Source organism: Ramlibacter sp. G4-7 (assembly GCF_057784995.1).
Window position 1 is genome coordinate 118,693 of record NZ_JBYNTT010000013.1, and the last position, 15,209, is coordinate 133,901.

The 15,209-nt window shown below is 69.6% G+C and carries 13 protein-coding genes; 10 read left to right on the top strand and 3 right to left on the bottom strand.

Annotation, left to right across the window (positions count from 1 at the left end; all coding sequences use genetic code 11):
• The first annotated feature begins 86 nt into the window (after positions 1-86).
• The 5 genes from polA (at position 87) to AC3EGR_RS18430 (ending at position 7,904) form a co-directional block, all read left to right on the top strand.
• On the top strand, positions 87-2,912 hold the full coding sequence (gene polA, locus AC3EGR_RS18410) for a DNA polymerase I (protein ID WP_488547965.1): 2,826 nt from the start codon (positions 87-89) through the stop codon (positions 2,910-2,912).
• A 150-nt stretch (positions 2,913-3,062) separates the two neighbouring features.
• Positions 3,063-3,644, top strand: coding sequence for a 2Fe-2S iron-sulfur cluster-binding protein (locus AC3EGR_RS18415; protein ID WP_488547966.1), 582 nt, complete (start codon positions 3,063-3,065; stop codon positions 3,642-3,644).
• The gene (locus AC3EGR_RS18420) at positions 3,641-4,618 is read left to right on the top strand and encodes an FAD binding domain-containing protein (protein WP_488547967.1); all 978 of its coding nucleotides are present in this window, start codon (positions 3,641-3,643) and stop codon (positions 4,616-4,618) included. The genes AC3EGR_RS18415 and AC3EGR_RS18420 overlap by 4 nt, the downstream gene beginning before the upstream one ends.
• Before the next feature lie 11 nt (positions 4,619-4,629).
• Positions 4,630-6,855 carry a molybdopterin cofactor-binding domain-containing protein gene (locus AC3EGR_RS18425; protein WP_488547968.1) on the top strand — a complete coding sequence of 742 codons (2,226 nt, stop codon included), beginning with the start codon at positions 4,630-4,632 and terminating at the stop codon, positions 6,853-6,855.
• Positions 6,856-6,953: 98 nt separating this feature from the next.
• The gene (locus tag AC3EGR_RS18430; protein ID WP_488547969.1) at positions 6,954-7,904 is read left to right on the top strand and encodes an IS481 family transposase; all 951 of its coding nucleotides are present in this window, start codon (positions 6,954-6,956) and stop codon (positions 7,902-7,904) included.
• 3 nt (positions 7,905-7,907) lie between these two features.
• Here AC3EGR_RS18430 and AC3EGR_RS18435 read toward each other — a convergent pair whose 3' ends face one another.
• Positions 7,908-8,807: a LysR family transcriptional regulator gene (locus AC3EGR_RS18435; RefSeq protein WP_488547970.1), complete on the bottom strand. Its 900-nt coding sequence runs from the start codon at positions 8,805-8,807 to the stop codon at positions 7,908-7,910.
• 145 nt (positions 8,808-8,952) lie between these two features.
• Between AC3EGR_RS18435 and AC3EGR_RS18440 the strand changes: the two genes are divergently transcribed.
• From AC3EGR_RS18440 to AC3EGR_RS18450, 3 genes are read left to right on the top strand one after another with little or no spacing between them, the layout of a single operon-like run.
• A complete protein-coding gene (locus AC3EGR_RS18440) occupies positions 8,953-10,071 on the top strand; it encodes an aldo/keto reductase (RefSeq protein WP_488547971.1) in 1,119 nt (372 codons plus the stop codon).
• Positions 10,068-11,099 carry a Bug family tripartite tricarboxylate transporter substrate binding protein gene (locus AC3EGR_RS18445; RefSeq protein WP_488547972.1) on the top strand — a complete coding sequence of 344 codons (1,032 nt, stop codon included), beginning with the start codon at positions 10,068-10,070 and terminating at the stop codon, positions 11,097-11,099. The genes AC3EGR_RS18440 and AC3EGR_RS18445 overlap by 4 nt, the downstream gene beginning before the upstream one ends.
• 37 nt (positions 11,100-11,136) lie before the next feature.
• Positions 11,137-12,099 carry a Bug family tripartite tricarboxylate transporter substrate binding protein gene (locus tag AC3EGR_RS18450; RefSeq protein WP_488547973.1) on the top strand — a complete coding sequence of 321 codons (963 nt, stop codon included), beginning with the start codon at positions 11,137-11,139 and terminating at the stop codon, positions 12,097-12,099.
• 83 nt (positions 12,100-12,182) lie between these two features.
• Here the strand turns inward: AC3EGR_RS18450 and ygiD are convergent, their stop codons facing one another.
• Both ygiD and AC3EGR_RS18460 read right to left on the bottom strand, forming a co-directional pair.
• Positions 12,183-13,085, bottom strand: coding sequence for a 4,5-DOPA-extradiol-dioxygenase (gene ygiD / locus AC3EGR_RS18455; protein WP_488547974.1), 903 nt, complete (start codon positions 13,083-13,085; stop codon positions 12,183-12,185).
• Between the two features lie 161 nt (positions 13,086-13,246).
• On the bottom strand, positions 13,247-13,690 hold the full coding sequence (locus tag AC3EGR_RS18460; protein ID WP_488547975.1) for a CHRD domain-containing protein: 444 nt from the start codon (positions 13,688-13,690) through the stop codon (positions 13,247-13,249).
• Positions 13,691-14,011: 321 nt separating this feature from the next.
• Here AC3EGR_RS18460 and rarD point away from each other — a divergent pair, with 321 nt between their 5' ends.
• Together rarD and AC3EGR_RS18470 are read left to right on the top strand one after the other, a co-directional pair.
• Entirely contained in the window at positions 14,012-14,929 is a 918-nt protein-coding gene (rarD, locus tag AC3EGR_RS18465) for an EamA family transporter RarD (protein ID WP_488547976.1), read from the top strand.
• Between the two features lie 13 nt (positions 14,930-14,942).
• Positions 14,943-15,200, top strand: coding sequence for a helix-turn-helix domain-containing protein (locus tag AC3EGR_RS18470; RefSeq protein ID WP_488547977.1), 258 nt, complete (start codon positions 14,943-14,945; stop codon positions 15,198-15,200).
• Positions 15,201-15,209: the final 9 nt, after the last annotated feature.

Below are 15,209 nucleotides of genomic sequence, written 5' to 3' on the forward strand. Positions count from 1 at the left end.
CCGCCAGGGCCGGGCGGCGGCGCGGTCCGCGCCGGCAGGTGAGCGGACGCGAACCCCGCAGTTCCCCACGAAGGCACAATCGCCCCATGAGCGAGACGGACGCAGTCCCCCAACCCCAACCCAAGGTCCTCCTGCTGGTGGACGGCTCCAGCTACCTGTACCGGGCCTACCACGCGATGCCCGACCTGCGGGCCGTCCCCGGCGACCCCACGAGCCCCGCCACCGGCGCCATCCGCGGCATGATCAACATGATGCAGAAGCTGCGCCGCGACATCCGCGCGGACTACGCGGCCTGCGTGTTCGACGCGCCCGGCAAGACCTTCCGCGACGATTTCTATCCCGACTACAAGGCCACGCGCTCGCCCATGCCGGACGACCTGCGCTCGCAGATCGAGGCGATCCACGAGGTGGTGCGGCTCCTGGGCTGGAAGGTGCTGCACGTGCCGGGCGTGGAAGCCGACGACGTGATCGGCACCCTGGCCTGCATGGCCACCGAGCGCGGACTCGCGACCGTCATCTCCAGCGGCGACAAGGACCTGTCGCAGCTGGTGAACGAGCACGTCACCGTGATCGACACCATGAACGACCGCCGCCGGGACCTGGCCGGCGTGGAGGTGGAGTTCGGCGTGCCGCCGCGCCTGATGGTGGATTACCAGACGCTGGTCGGCGACGCGGTGGACAACGTCCCCGGCGTCGACAAGGTGGGTCCCAAGACCGCCGTGAAGCTGCTCAAGGAATTCGGCTCGCTGGACGCGCTGGTCGAACGCGCCCACGAGGTCAAGGGCGCGGTGGGCGAGAACCTGCGCAAGGCGCTGGACTGGCTGCCCAAGGGCCGGCATCTCCTGACCATCCGGACCAACTGCGACCTGAAGGACCACATCCCCGGCTTCCCCGAGCTGGAGGACATCGTCATCGGCGGCCAGGACGTCGAGAAGCTCAAGGCCTTCTACGAGCGCTATGGCTTCAAGGGCCTGGTCAAGCAGCTCGAGGAGCACGCCGTCCCGCCGGAACTGCTGGAGGAGCACCAGAAGTCCGCACGGGCCCGTCCGGCGCCGGCCGCCCGCGGCGAGTTCGAGGAACCTGACCTGTCCGGCCTGTCGCAGGCGACGACGCTGCACTACGAGACGATCTTCACCTGGGCCGACTTCGACACCTGGCTGGCCCGCATCGACGCGGCGGCGCTCGTCGCGCTCGACACCGAGACCGATTCCCTCGACGAGATGCTGGCGAGCATCGTGGGCCTGTCCTTCAGCACCGAGCCGGGCCTGGCCTGCTACATCCCGCTCACCCACGACTACCAGGGGGCGCCCGACCAGCTGCCGCGCGACGAGGTGCTCGCGCGCCTGAAGCCCTGGCTGGAAAACGCGGAGAAGAAGAAGCTGGGCCAGCACGTGAAGTACGACCGCCACGTGTTCGCCAACCACGGCATCGAGGTGCGTGGCTACGTGCACGACACCATGCTGGAGAGCTACGTGCTGGAAGTGCACAAGCCGCACGGCCTCGCGAGCCTCGCCGAACGCCACCTGGGCCGCACCGGCATCGACTACGAGACCATCGCCGGCAAGGGCGCCAGCCAGATCGGCTTCAACCAGGTGCCGGTGGACAAGGCGGCTGAATATTCCTGCGAGGACTCCGACCAGACGCTGGACGTGCACCTGGCGCTGTGGCCCAAGCTGGAGGCGGACAGCAACCTGCGCTTCATCTACGACCTCGAGATCGAGTGCAGCGAGGTGCTGTTCCGCATCGAGCGCAACGGCGTGCTGATCGACGCGCAGGCGCTCGCGCAGCAGAGCAACGAGATGGGCAACCGCATCCTGCAGCTGGAACGCGAGGCCCACGAACTCGCCGGCCAGCCCTTCAACCTGGGCAGCCCCAAGCAGATCGGCGAGATATTCTTCGGCAAGCTGGGCCTGCCGGTGGTCAAGAAGACCGCCAGCGGCGCCCCCAGCACGGACGAGGAAGTGCTGGAGAAGCTCGCCGAGGACTATCCGCTGCCGGCCAAGATCCTGGAGCACCGCGGGCTGTCCAAGCTCAAGGGCACGTACACGGACAAGCTGCCCCAGATGACGCATCCGCGCACGGGGCGCGTGCACACGCATTACGCGCAGGCGGTGGCCGTGACGGGGCGCCTTTCCAGCAACGAACCCAACCTGCAGAACATCCCCATCCGCACGACCGAAGGCCGCCGCATCCGCGAGGCCTTCGTGGCGCCGCCGGGGTGCCGCATCGCGAGCGCGGACTACTCGCAGATCGAGCTGCGCATCATGGCGCACATCAGCGAGGACGAAGCGCTGCTGCGCGCCTTCCGTGAAAACATCGACGTGCACCGCGCCACGGCCTCCGAGGTGTTCGGGGTGCCGGTGGACGAGGTCTCCAGCGAGCAGCGCCGCTATGCCAAGGTGATCAACTTCGGCCTGATCTACGGCATGAGCAGCTTCGGCCTGGCGCGCAACCTGGGCATCGAGACCGCCGCGGCCAAGAGCTACATCGACCGCTACTTCCAGCGCTATCCCGGCGTGAAGCAGTACATGGACGAGACGCGGCTGTCGGCCAAGAGCCGCGGCTACGTCGAGACGGTGTTCGGCCGCCGCCTGTACCTGCCCGAGATCAACTCGCCCAACGGCCCGCGCCGCGGCAGCGCCGAGCGTCAGGCCATCAACGCGCCCATGCAGGGCACGGCGGCGGACCTGATCAAGCTGTCCATGGTCCAGGTGCAGCAGCGCCTGGACCGCGAGAACCGGCGCACGAGGATGGTCATGCAGGTGCACGACGAACTGGTGTTCGAAGTGCCGCAGGACGAGGTCGAATGGGCCCGCACGGAGATCCCGCGCATGATGGCCGGCGTCGCGGAGCTGCGCGTGCCGCTGCTGGCGGAGTTCGGGGTGGGGGCGAACTGGGACGAGGCGCATTGACGGCAGCGGGGGGTTCGCGCGCGCTCACCGGCCGCGCACCCCACCGCTGACCCCCGCGCAACGTAGGACCGCGCCCACAGCCCGCTGCGCCAATCGCGCGCCGCTGTCGCATGACGGCTCCCTAGACTGGGCGCTCCATCGGGAGAGTCCATGGCAGAAAAAGATCGTCCCGAAGGGGACGCCGCGGGTGGCGCTGCGCTGCTGCTGCCCGCCCCGGCGGAGCAGGTGCTGCCTGTCCGCCTCAGCATCAACGGCAAGGCTCGCGAGCTGCAGGTCGACACCCGCACCACGCTGCTCGACGCGCTGCGCGAGCAGCTGCGGCTCACCGGCACCAAGAAGGGCTGCGACCACGGCCAGTGCGGCGCCTGCACGGTGCTGGTGGGCGGACGGCGCATCAACAGCTGCCTGACCCTGGCCGTCATGCACGACGGCGAAGAAGTCACCACCATCGAGGGCCTGGGCGCGCCCGGGCGCATGCATCCGCTGCAGCGCGCCTTCGTCAGGCACGATGGCTTCCAGTGCGGCTATTGCACGCCCGGGCAGATCTGCTCCGCCGCCGGCATGCTGCAGGAACTGCGCGCCGGCATGCCCAGCCACGTGACGGCGGACCTCGAAGGCGCCCCGGCCCTGAGCGACGAGGAGATCCGCGAGCGCATGAGCGGCAACCTGTGCCGCTGCAGCGCCTACCCGAACATCGTCGACGCCATCCGCGAAGTGGGGCAGGCGTCATGAAGCCTTTCACCTACGAGCGCGCGGGCGGCGTGGAGGAAGCCGCGCGCGCCGTCGCGCAGCAACCGACGGCGAAGTTCATTGCCGGCGGCACCAACCTGCTGGACCTCATGAAGATCCAGGTCGAGGCGCCGCTGCACCTGGTCGACGTCAATCGCCTCGGGCTCGACCGCATCGAGGACACGCCCGAAGGCGGCTTGCGCATAGGCACGCTGGTGCGCAACAGCGACCTGGCCGCCGATGCGCGGGTGCGCAGCCGTTATCCGGTCCTCAGCCGCGCGCTGCTGGCCGGTGCCTCGGGCCAGTTGCGCAACAAGGCCACCACCGGCGGCAACCTGCTGCAGCGCACGCGCTGCTACTACTTCTACGACCCCAGCAAGCCGTGCAACAAGCGCACGCCCGGCTCGGGTTGCTCCGCGATCGGCGGCTTCACGCGCAACCACGCGGTGCTGGGTGCCAGCGAACACTGCATCGCCACCCATCCTTCCGACATGGCCGTGGCCATGCGGGTGCTGGATGCCGAGGTCGAGACGGTCGACGGGCAGGGCGGCCGGCGCGTGATCCCCATCGCCGACTTCCATCGCCTGCCCGGCGACACCCCCAACGTCGACACCAACCTGGCCCATGGCGAGCTGATCACCTCGGTGGTGCTGCCGCCGCCGCCGCCCGGACGACAGGTGTACCGCAAGGTGCGCGACCGCGCGTCCTATGCGTTCGCGCTGGTGTCCGTGGCGGCGATCGTGGAGGGTGCCGGCGGCACGGTGCGCAGCGGCCGCATCGCCTTCGGCGGCCTGGCCCACAAACCGTGGCGCGTGGACGCGGCGGAGCAGGCGCTCGCGAACCGCACGGCGGCCGACGCCGCCCGCGACGCCGCCGACGCGGCGCTGCAGGGCGCGCGCGGCCAGGGCGACAACGACTTCAAGATCCCGCTGGCGCGGCGCGTGCTCGCCGGCGTGCTGGCCGAAGCGGCGGCCTGAGGGGACCCAGGATGCAGATGAACCAGCCGGCCCCGCCGAACGCGCTCGACGCCAACCGGCAGGGCCTGATCGGCCTGGACCTGGACCGCGTCGACGGCCCGCAGAAAGTCTGCGGCACGGCGCCCTATGCCTACGAAGTGCAGGAGGCCCCGCAGCAGCCCCTCTACGGCTACATCGTGGAAGCGGCGATCGGCTGCGGCCGCGTCGTGTCGGTCTCCACCACGCAGGCCGAGCGCGCGCCCGGCGTCGTCCACGTGATGACGCACCTGAACGCGCCGGCCCAGGCGGCGTTCAGCCTGGAAGAAAGCCAGCGCTTCGATCGCCCGCATCCCGTGCTGGGCGATGCGGTGGTGCCGCACTACGGCCAGCCCGTGGCATTCGTGGTGGCCGCGACCCTGGAGCAGGCACGGGCCGCCAGCCTGCTGGTGCAGGTGCAGTACGAGTCCATGCCCGGCCAGTACCGGATGTCCGACCACCTGGAGCAGGCCGAGAAGCCCCCCGAGGACGAAGGCAAGGAGCCGGACAGCCAGGAAGGTGACTTCGAAACGGGTTTCGCCGCCTCTGCGGTGCAGGTGGACGTGCAGTACACGACGCCCGTGCACATCCACGCGCAGATGGAGCCGCATGCGGCGCTGGCCTGGTGGGAAGGCGAGCGCGTCGTCGTGCACTGCTCGACGCAGATGCTGGAAAGCGCGCAGAAGCGCATCGCGCACACCTTGCAGATCCCGGTGGAGGACGTGCGCGTCTTCAGCCGCTACATCGGCGGCGGCTTCGGCGGCAAGCTGCCGGTCTGGGCGGACGTGATCCTGGCGGTGCTCGCCTCCCGGGCGCTGCGGCGGCCCGTGAAGACCGCGCTCACGCGCCAGCAGATGTTCCACGTCACCAGCCACCGGCCCGACACGGTGCAGCGCGTGCGGCTGGGTGCCGACCAGGACGGCAGGCTGCAGGCGATCGGCCACGAGGCCTGGTGCCATTCGGCCCGCCTGGACGACTACCTCGAGCCGGTCTGCACGTCCACGCGGTCCCTGTACGCGGCGCCGCACCGCATGACGCGCCAGCGCCGCGTGAAGCTGGACCTGCCGGTGGCCGACTCCTGCCGCTCGCCGGGCGAGGCGGTGGGCATGCCGGTGCTGGAATGCGCGATGGACGAACTGGCCGAGAAGCTCGGCATGGACCCGGTGCAGCTGCGCATCGCCAACGAAGCCTCCGAAGACCCGGAAAAACACGTGCCGTATTCCAGCCGGCAGCTCGTCGCCTGCCTGCGCGAAGGCGCGCGCTGCTTCGGCTGGGAGGCCCGCAAGCCGCAGCCGGCGCAAGTGCGCGAAGGCCGCTTCCTCGTCGGCCTGGGCATGGCGTCCGCCTCGCGCTCGAACAAGCTGCAGAAGTCGAAATGCAAGGTCACCCTGGGCGGCGACGGCGTGCTGGTGGCGCGCATGTCCATGACCGACATCGGCACGGGCAGCTACACCGTGTTCACCCAGGTCGCCGCCGAGATGATGGGGCTGCCCGTGGAGAAGGTGCGCGTCGAACTGGGCGACAGCGACTTCCCGGCGACCGCCGGCTCGGGTGGCTCCTTCGGTGCGGCCAGCGCCGGCTCGGCCCTGTTCGAGGCCTGCGAGAACCTGCGCCGCAAGCTGGCGCAGTCCGCGGGCATCGCGCCGGAACAGGCCGAGTTCGCCGATGGCCATGTGCGTGGGGGCGGCAAGAGCGCCACGCTGGCCAGGCTGGCGGGCGCGCAGGGCATCGAGGCCGAAGGCGAGATCGAGCCCGGCACGATGGAAAAGCAGTACCGGCAGATGTCCTATGGCGCTTTCTTCGCCGAAGTGACGGTGGACACCGAAAGCGGCGAGGTGCGCCTGCGCCGCATGCTCGGCGTGTTCGCCGCCGGGCGGATCCTGAACGCGAAGACCGCCCGCTCGCAGCTGCTGGGCGGGATGATCTGGGGCGTGGGCACGGCCTTGCACGAGGAGGCCGCGCTGGACGCGCGCCACGGCTTCTTCGCCAACCACGACCTCGCGGAATACCACGTGCCGGTGCACGCCGACATCCCGGCGATCGAAGCCGTGCTGCTGCCCGAGGTCGACGACAAGGCCAACCCGCTGAAGATCAAGGGCCTGGGCGAGCTGGGCATCAGCGGCGCCGCCGGCGCGGTCGCCAACGCCATCTACAACGCCTGCGGGGTGCGCGTGCGCGACTTCCCGATCACGCTGGACAAGGTGCTGGCCGGATTGCCCTAGCTGTGAAGGTTCAATAGGTTCTTGCGGGTGTTCACCCGGAGAGGTTTTGAGAGACTGGGAATCGCCAAACCCCCAGTGAACTCAACTTTCCAAACCGGATGAACACCCATAAGAATGCCCGATTGACGTACCTTCGTCGCCTGGAGATGGTTCAAGACATCGCCGAGAGCGGCTTTTCTGCCTCAGAGGCTGCTGCCAAGCATGGCGTCAGCGCCGTGACTGCGCGCAAGTGGCTGGGCCGCTATCTGGCCGACGGCGCGGCCGGCTTGCTGGACAAGTCGTCCAGGCCCGAGAAGTCTCCCCGCTCGATCGCGCCGCACGTGGCTCTGGCAATCGTGGAGTTGCGCCGCAAGCTGTTCCTGCAAGCGCGCATCGCCTCTTACATGGGCGTGTCCAAGGCTACGGTCAGCCGAGTGCTGCGCCGCGCCGGGTTGTCACGCCTGAGCGATCTGGGCCCTTGCGAACCCGTGCAACGCTACGAGCGTGAACATCCCGGGGAGCTGCTGCACATCGACATCAAGAAACTCGGACGCTTTGACAAGGTGGGCCACAGAATTACCGGCAACCGTACGCAGCGCGCCCGCCGGATCGGCTGGGACTATGTGTTCGTGGCCGTGGACGACCATAGCCGTACGGCCTTCACCGAGGTCTATCCGGACGAGAGTCGGCACAGTGCCGCGGCCTTCTTGCGCGCAGCCGTGTGCCAGTTCAATAACTGGGGGGTGCCAATCCAGCGCGTGCTCACCGACAACGGGATGTCGTTCCACTCGGCGCTGTTCTCTGAGGCTTGCCTGGAGCTGGGCATCACCCAGAAATTCACCCGGGCCTACCGCCCTCAGACTAATGGCAAGGCCGAGCGGTTCATCCAATCGGCACTGCGCGAATGGGCCTACGGTCGGGCCTACGAGAACTCAGAGCAGCGCCGCCAGGCCTTGCCCGCCTGGACTCACTTCTACAACTGGCACCGGCCCCACCACGGCATCAGCCTGATGCCTCCCGTGTCTCGTCTTTCGATTCCTCGAAAGAACCTCTTGACACTCCACAGCTAGGCCTCAACCGAATTTCAGGCCGCGCCAGACCTTGTCGAGAATGTCCGTGAAGGCGCGCTCGGTGACCGACATCGGCCGGTAGCGGTTGCGGATGACCCGCACTTCCAGTTTTTCGTTGGACTGGAAGGGGCGCACCTCCAGGCCGGCCAGCAGGCCGCCCGCGATGGACGCCTGGTCGACCACGGCCACCCCGACGCCCGCCTGCGCGAACCAGCAGGCGGTGGTGGAACTGGTGCAGTCGAGGTCCTGGTGCATCGAGGCGCCGTCGCTGCCGAAGGCCCGCCGGAGCGTCTGCCCGAAGGGCGTGGCCTCCGGCGACGAGATCACGCGTTCGCCGACGAGATCGGCGGGCGCCACCCGCTTCTTGCGCGCGAGCGCATGGTCGCTGCGCATCACGCAAGCCAGCCCGCAGCTGTAGCTCTTGACCGTGGCCAGGTTGGGATGATCGTGCGGTCCGAGCACGATGCCCAGGTGCGACTCTCGCTGCAGCAGCTGCTGGTTGGCCACATCCGGCGCCACCACGCGCACGCGGCACTGCAGCCTGGGAATCCGCGTGTACAGCTGCGCCACCGTGCGCGACACCAGGAAGGGCGCGAGGCTGGCGGTGCACACCACGCGCAGCGTGGCGCGTTGCGGCTCGGCCAGCTCACGGCTGGTGTCCCGCACGGCTTCCACGCCCTGCCACAGCTTGTCGATCTGCTCGTACAACTGCTGGGCCTCCGGCGTGGGAATGAGCCGGCCGCCCACGCGCTCGAAGAGCACCAGGCCGCTGACCCTGGCGGCCTGCGCCAGCACCTTGCTGATGGCCGGCGGCGAGACGTGCAGCAGCGTGGCCGCGCTGTTGACCCCGCCCGAGAGCATCACCGCCCGGAACACCTCCATCTGCCGCAGGTTCATGCCCATGCGCCGATGCTACGCAAAAACCGCCCGGGTTAACCGCAGGTTCACCGCCGCCGCCATTTTTTCAATTGACGCCAGCCAGTCGCCGCCGCCACCATGGGGCACCCCCAACAGGGCGCGGCGCAAGACCGCACGCATGGAGACACCATTGAACGATCCCCGGCAAGCCGGCACCGACGGCCGCGTCACGGCCATCGGCCTCACGGCCAGGCCAACTACCCACGGGATGCAGTACCGCAACGTGGGTTCCTCGGGCCTGCGCGCATCCGCCATCGGAGTGGGCTGCTACCCCTTCGGCACCTTCCTGGACGCGGCACGCGCCCAGGATGTCGTGCACGCCGCGATGGACCTGGGCATCAACTACTTCGACACCGCCAACAGCTATGGCATCGGCAAGTCGGAAGAGATGCTGGGCGCCGCGCTGGAGGGCGGGCGCAGGCGCGACGCCCTCATCGCCACGAAGTTCGGCAACCGCATGGCCGACGGACCCAACGACGTCGGCGCCTCGCGCATCTCCATCGTGCGCGCCTGCGAAGGCAGCCTGCGGCGGCTGAAGACCGACTACATCGATCTGTACCAGCTGCACTGGCCGGACCGCAGGACGCCGATCGAGGAGACGCTGCGCGCCCTGGACGACCTGGTGCGCGCCGGCAAGGTCCGCTACATCGGTGCCTCGAACCTGTTCGAATGGGAGCTGTGCGAAGCCGTCTTCATCGCGAAGAACGAGGGACTGGCCCGCTTCGTTTCCACGCAGGATTTCTACAACCTGCTGTATCGCGATGCCGAGCGCCGGCTGGAGCCCTTCTGCGTGAAGTACGGCATCGGCATGACGTCTTACTTTCCGCTCGCCGGCGGCATGCTCGCCGAGGCCTACCAGCGCGGCGCACCGGTGCCCGCGGGGACGCGCGCCGCGACCAGCCCGTCGACGTCGGCCTGGCAGACCGAGCGCAACTGGGACGTGCAGGAAAAGCTGGCGGCCTTCGCCCGCGCACGTGGCTGGACGCTGGCGCAGATGGCGCTGGCCTGGATGCTGAACCGGCCGGCGATGTTCACCGTGATCGCGGGCGCCGACACGCCGGCGATGCTGCAGGCGAACGTGCGCGCGCTGGACATCCGCTTCACGGCCGAAGACCTGCTGGAGATCGACCGGATCACCCTGGTCGACGAGGACCGCACCGTCGCGCCCGTGTACCGCACCTTGCGGCCGGAGAAGGTGCATGAATTCGGCGCCCGCCAGCTGGCCCTGACGAAACACGGCGAACCGTGATCCACGAGCACCCGAACCTGGAGTCTTCCATGCACGCGCCGCTGTCCCCCTCGGTCATCAACCCACGTCGCCGGCGGCTGGTCGCCGCCCTCGGCGCGGCAACGATCGCCGGCTTTCCCGCCATCGCCCCGGCACAGGCGAAGCGGCTGACCATCGTGCTGACCGTGCCTCCCGGCACGTCTTCCGACGTGCTGGCACGCGTGCTCGGCGAGCAGGTGCGCGCCAGGCTGAACCGAACGGTGGTGGTCGAGTCCAAGCCGGGTGGCGGCGGCGCGGTGGCGGTGAACTACCTGCGCACCTTCGACGCCGATGGTTCGGCGGTGCTGATGGCGCCGAGTTCCGCCATCTCGCTGCTGCCGCTGTTCACCAAGAAGCCGGCCTTCGACTCGGACCAGGACCTCACCCCGGTGTGCAACGCCGCGGCCGCCCCGCATGCCATCACGGTCAACAGCGCGTCGGGGCTGTCGAATTTCGCCGAGTACATCGCGCACATCCGCAAGGACCCCAGCGCGCGTTCCATCGGCACGCCGAGCCCCGCCGGGCTGGCATCGCTGCTGGTCTACCAGATCCGCAAGACGCTCAACGTCGACGTGCAGCACGTGCCTTACAAGGGCGGGTCGCCGCTGCTGGCCGACCTGCTGGGCAACCAGATCCCGGCCAGCGCGTCGATCATGCCGGACTACCTGGCCGACCACCGGGCGGGCAAGCTGCGCATCCTGGCGGTCGCGAGCGAAGCGCGCTCGCCGCTGGCGCCGGACATCCCGACCTTCGTCGAGCTGGGCTACCCGAGCTTCATTGCCGTCACTTCCTTCGGGCTGTTCGCCAAGGGCGGGACGCCGGCGGCCGCCGTCAACGAACTCGCCGTGGCGTTCACCGAAGCGCTGGCCGTTCCGGCGGTGGTGCAGCGCCTGCACCAGATGGGGCTGGAGCCGATCGGCGGCACGCCGGCGGAGTACAAGGCCAAGCTGGCCGCGGAGCGTGCCCGCTGGAGCTCGCTGATCCGCGAAACGGGCATGACGATCGATTGAGGCGAAAACCGGGAGAGGGACGATGGGAAATCGGGGGTTGAACCGCAGGCAGTTCGTGGCGGCGTCCGCCTTGTCGCTGGCGCTGCCGGCGCTGGCGTTTCCGGTGGCCGGCAGGCCGGTCCGGCTGATCGTCGGCTATCCGGCCGGCGGTGGGACCGACCTGCAGGCGCGGCTGCTGGGGCAGCACCTGGCGCCCTTGCTGGGCGTGCCGGTCGTCGTCGACAACCGCGCCGGCGCCGGCACCATGATCGGGGCGAACGAACTCGTGCGATCCGCGCCCGACGGCCACACGCTGATGTACACGCCTGCGTCGACCATCGTGCAACTGCCGCACACCATGCTGGCCGTGAAGTACGAACCGCTGCGCGACTTCACCCCCGTGGCGCAGTGCGCCCTCGGGCCCACCGTGCTGGTCCTGCACAAGTCGATTCCGGCGACCACCTTCGCCGAGATGGTGGCCTATGCGAAGAAGAACCCGGGCGAACTGAACTACGTGTCGCAGGGCATTGGCACGTCGGCGCATGTCTTCGGCCAGATGCTGGCCCGCCAGGCGGGCATCGACATCGTCCACGTGCCCTACAAGGGCGCGAGCGACGTGGCGAAGGACTTCCTCGCCGGCCGCGTGCACCTGCAGTTCGCCTCGTCCTCCGCCGCCCAGGCGCTTGCGCGTTCGGGCGAGGTGCGCTTGCTCGGCGTGGTCGCGCCGCGGCGCAGCGAGCTGTTCCCGGAGCTCAGGACGATGTCGGAGCTCGGCATCCAGGGCATGGACATCGACACCTCGCTGGGCCTGCTCGGGCCGGCGCAGATGCCGCCGGCGGTGGTGGCGCAGATCGCCGAGGCAACACGGACGGTGATGGCGATGCCGCAGGTGCAGGGCGAATTCCGCACGGGCGGCGTGGAGCCGCGGTGGGCGGGTCCGGCGGAGTTCACGGACACCATCCGCGACGCGAACGCGGGCTGGGGGCGCCTCATCGCCGCGATCGGCTACAAGAAGCAGTAGCCGCACAGCGCATCGGTGTCACGTCGCGGGCGCGGAAGCACGGGGTTGCGTAGCCCCAAGGCGTGGGATCCGGCGCCGGCGAACTAGCCGAACTGCACGCAGCGCATGCTGAGCGTGCCGGACTGGAACGAGGCGTACGCGGTCTTCAGCGCGTCGGAACGGTCCGAGGCGCCCAGCGCATAGAGGAACGGCCAGTAGTGGTCGGGGGTCGGGACCGCCATGCGTGCGCCCGCGTCGAGGCGCTCGTAGGCCACGAGCGCCTTGTCGTCGCGAACTTCCAGCGCCAGCCGCAGCGCGTCGTCGAAGGACTGCGCCCAGCCGGCGGTCGCGCGCTGCGCTTCCGGCGCGCCGCGCTGCGTCGCCCGCAGGTTGTGGACCACGTTGCCGCTGCCCATGATCAGGACGCCGTCGTCCCGCAGGCGCGCGAGCCGGCGTCCCAGCGCGTAGTGGAAGTCGGCCGGCCGGTCGTAGTCGATCGACATCTGGAAGACCGGCACGTCGGCGCCCGGGAACAGGTGATGCAGCACCGTCCAGGTGCCGTGGTCGAGGCCCCAGTCGTCTGCGGCGCGCGCACGCAGCGGCGCCACTGCTTCGAGCGCGCGTCTTGCCACGGCCGGCGCGCCCGGCGCCGGATAGCGCATGTCGTGCAGGGCCTGGGGAAACCCGCCGAAGTCGTGGATCGTCGGCGGCTGCGGCTGGACGTCGACCAGGGTCGACCCCGGGGTTTGCCAATGCGCTGACACCGCGAGGATCGCGGCCGGCCGCGGAAGTTCGGCCCCCCAGGTGCGCAGCCGGCGCGTGAACGCGTTGTCGGAGATGGCATTCATGGGGCTGCCGTGGCCGACGAAGATCACGGGCATGCGGCCCGGTCGGGCGCCCGTTGCGGCGAAGGCGCTTCGGGTGGTGGCCGACAGCGCGGCGAGGACCGAAGCAGCGGCGGCGAAGGAAACGAAGCGGCGGCGGGTGGGAAGGAGGGGTCCGGGCATGCGTGGCGAACAGGGGTTCAATGGCTGAGCTTAGCGCCTGGCGGAAGTTCCCTGTGCCACGCGCTTTCGCTCACCGCCGCGCGGGCGAGGCGTCCGTGGCCCCGAACGCACTGCCCGCACCTGTTCGCCCGACGGCGCCACGCGCGACGTCGCCGGCCTGTTCAGCGCGATACGACCTGGGCGCGGATTTCGCCGCCCGGGTGCGCGGCGGTGTGCACGTTGACGTACCAGCGGCCGGCCAGCAGGTCCGCGGCTTGCGCCTCGGTCAGCGTGGCCTCGCCCTTGATCGGGCTGGCCGCATTGGCGAAGGGCACCACCACGCCGGCGTTCGTGCCCGGCGCGGCGGGGCCGTGGAAGTGCGCCCCTGTCGCCGGTCCGCTCAGGCCGCTGTAGGTGACCGTGTAGGCGAGCCGGCGCGTGCCCTTGTCGAAGGTCGCATCGAGCGTCCCGGTGCCCGCGGTATTCGCCGGCGGAACTTCCTGCGCGCCCGTCAGCGTGCCGCCCAGGCGCGTGCCGCCCATGCCCATGGCCCCCATCATGTTCGAGCATGCGCCGAGGGCGAGGGTCGCAGCCGCAGCGAGAAGCAGTCTCTTGGTGGTGTTCATCGTGGCGTCCTTGTTTGCACGGCGGGATTGCCACCTCGCACACTGCCACGCGTCCTGCATCGCCGGGGTACAGGGATTCCCGGAGGACATTTCCTCATCCGTGCGACGATTCACCCCATCCGCGCGCCCGACAGTGCCGGCATCCGGGGGCAGGAGTGCGCGGACAGGGCGTAGGGCTTTGGCAAACGAGGAAGCATTGGAAACTGCTGGAGCAGGGACAGGGTCGAGCAAAAGGGTTGGGATGAAGATCGGTGAGTCGAGCGCTGCGGCGCTGCACGGGTGCGCCTGCCACGCGCAGGACGCGCGCGTCCTGAAGCGCGCATGAGGGGCGGCCCCCCCGACCACCGCGCAGGCGTGGGCTACTCGCTCGCCGCGTCGGCGCTGTTCGCGTCGATGTACTTCTACGTCACGCTGCTCGAGCCGCTCGACGCGCAGCAGATCTACGGCTGGCGCATCCTGCTGACCGCGCCGTTCCTGGGGGCCTACCTTGCCTGGACGCGCCATTGGGGTGACGTGGTCGCCATCTGGCGCAGGGTGCGTGGCCGGCCGGCGCTGCTGGCGGCGCTCCTGCTTTCCGCCTTCCTCCTCGGCATCCAGCTGTGGCTGTTCATGTGGGCACCCATCCACGGCTACGGGCTGGACGTGTCGCTCGGCTACTTCCTGCTGCCGCTGGCGATGGTGCTCACCGGCCGCTTCGTCTTCCGGGAAAGGATCACGCGCCTGCAGGCACTGGCGTGTGGCCTGGCCGCGGTCGGCGTGGCCAACGAGCTGCTGTTCGCGCCCCGCGTTTCCTGGCCGGTGTTCGTCGTCTGCCTGGGGTATCCGCTGTACTTCGTGCTGCGACGCATGCTCCGGACCAACAACCTCGGCGGGATGTGGGTCGACCTGGCGCTGAACATCCCGGTGGGGCTCGCCTTCGTGGCGGCGGGAGGCCATGAGCGCTCCCCGGATGCGCATGGCGCCGTCCTCTGGCTGCTGGTGCTCGGCCTCGGCTTCATCAGTTCGGCCGGGCTGGCCTGCATGTTCCTTGCCAGCCACCGCCTCAACCTGGCGCTGTTCGGCCTCCTGAGCTACGTCGAGCCCGTGTTGCTGGTGGTGGTGGCCCTGCTCCTGGGAGAGCGCATCGCGCCGGCGCAATGGGCCACCTATGCCGCAATCTGGTCGGCCATCTTCCTCCTCGCCGTGGAGGGCCTGCGGGCCGTGTGGAACCGGCGCCACCTGGACGTTCCCGCAGGCTAGGCACAATCCCCCCATGCCCCAAGGAAAGCGCATCTCGGCGGACATCGCCGACCCCGCCCTGCAAGCCATCAAGGACCTGGGCGCGGCCGCCAGGCACGCCCGCACCGCCGCCGGCGAAGGCCAGGCCGCCGCGGCCGCGCGGCTGGGGGTGCACGTGCAGACGATCGGGCGCATCGAAGCAGGGGAGCCCGGCGTCGCCATCGGGCACGTGCTGGGCCTGCTGGCGCTCTACGGCGTCGGCGTCCGGCTGCAGCAGCAGGAAGGCCGGTGAGCATGGGAC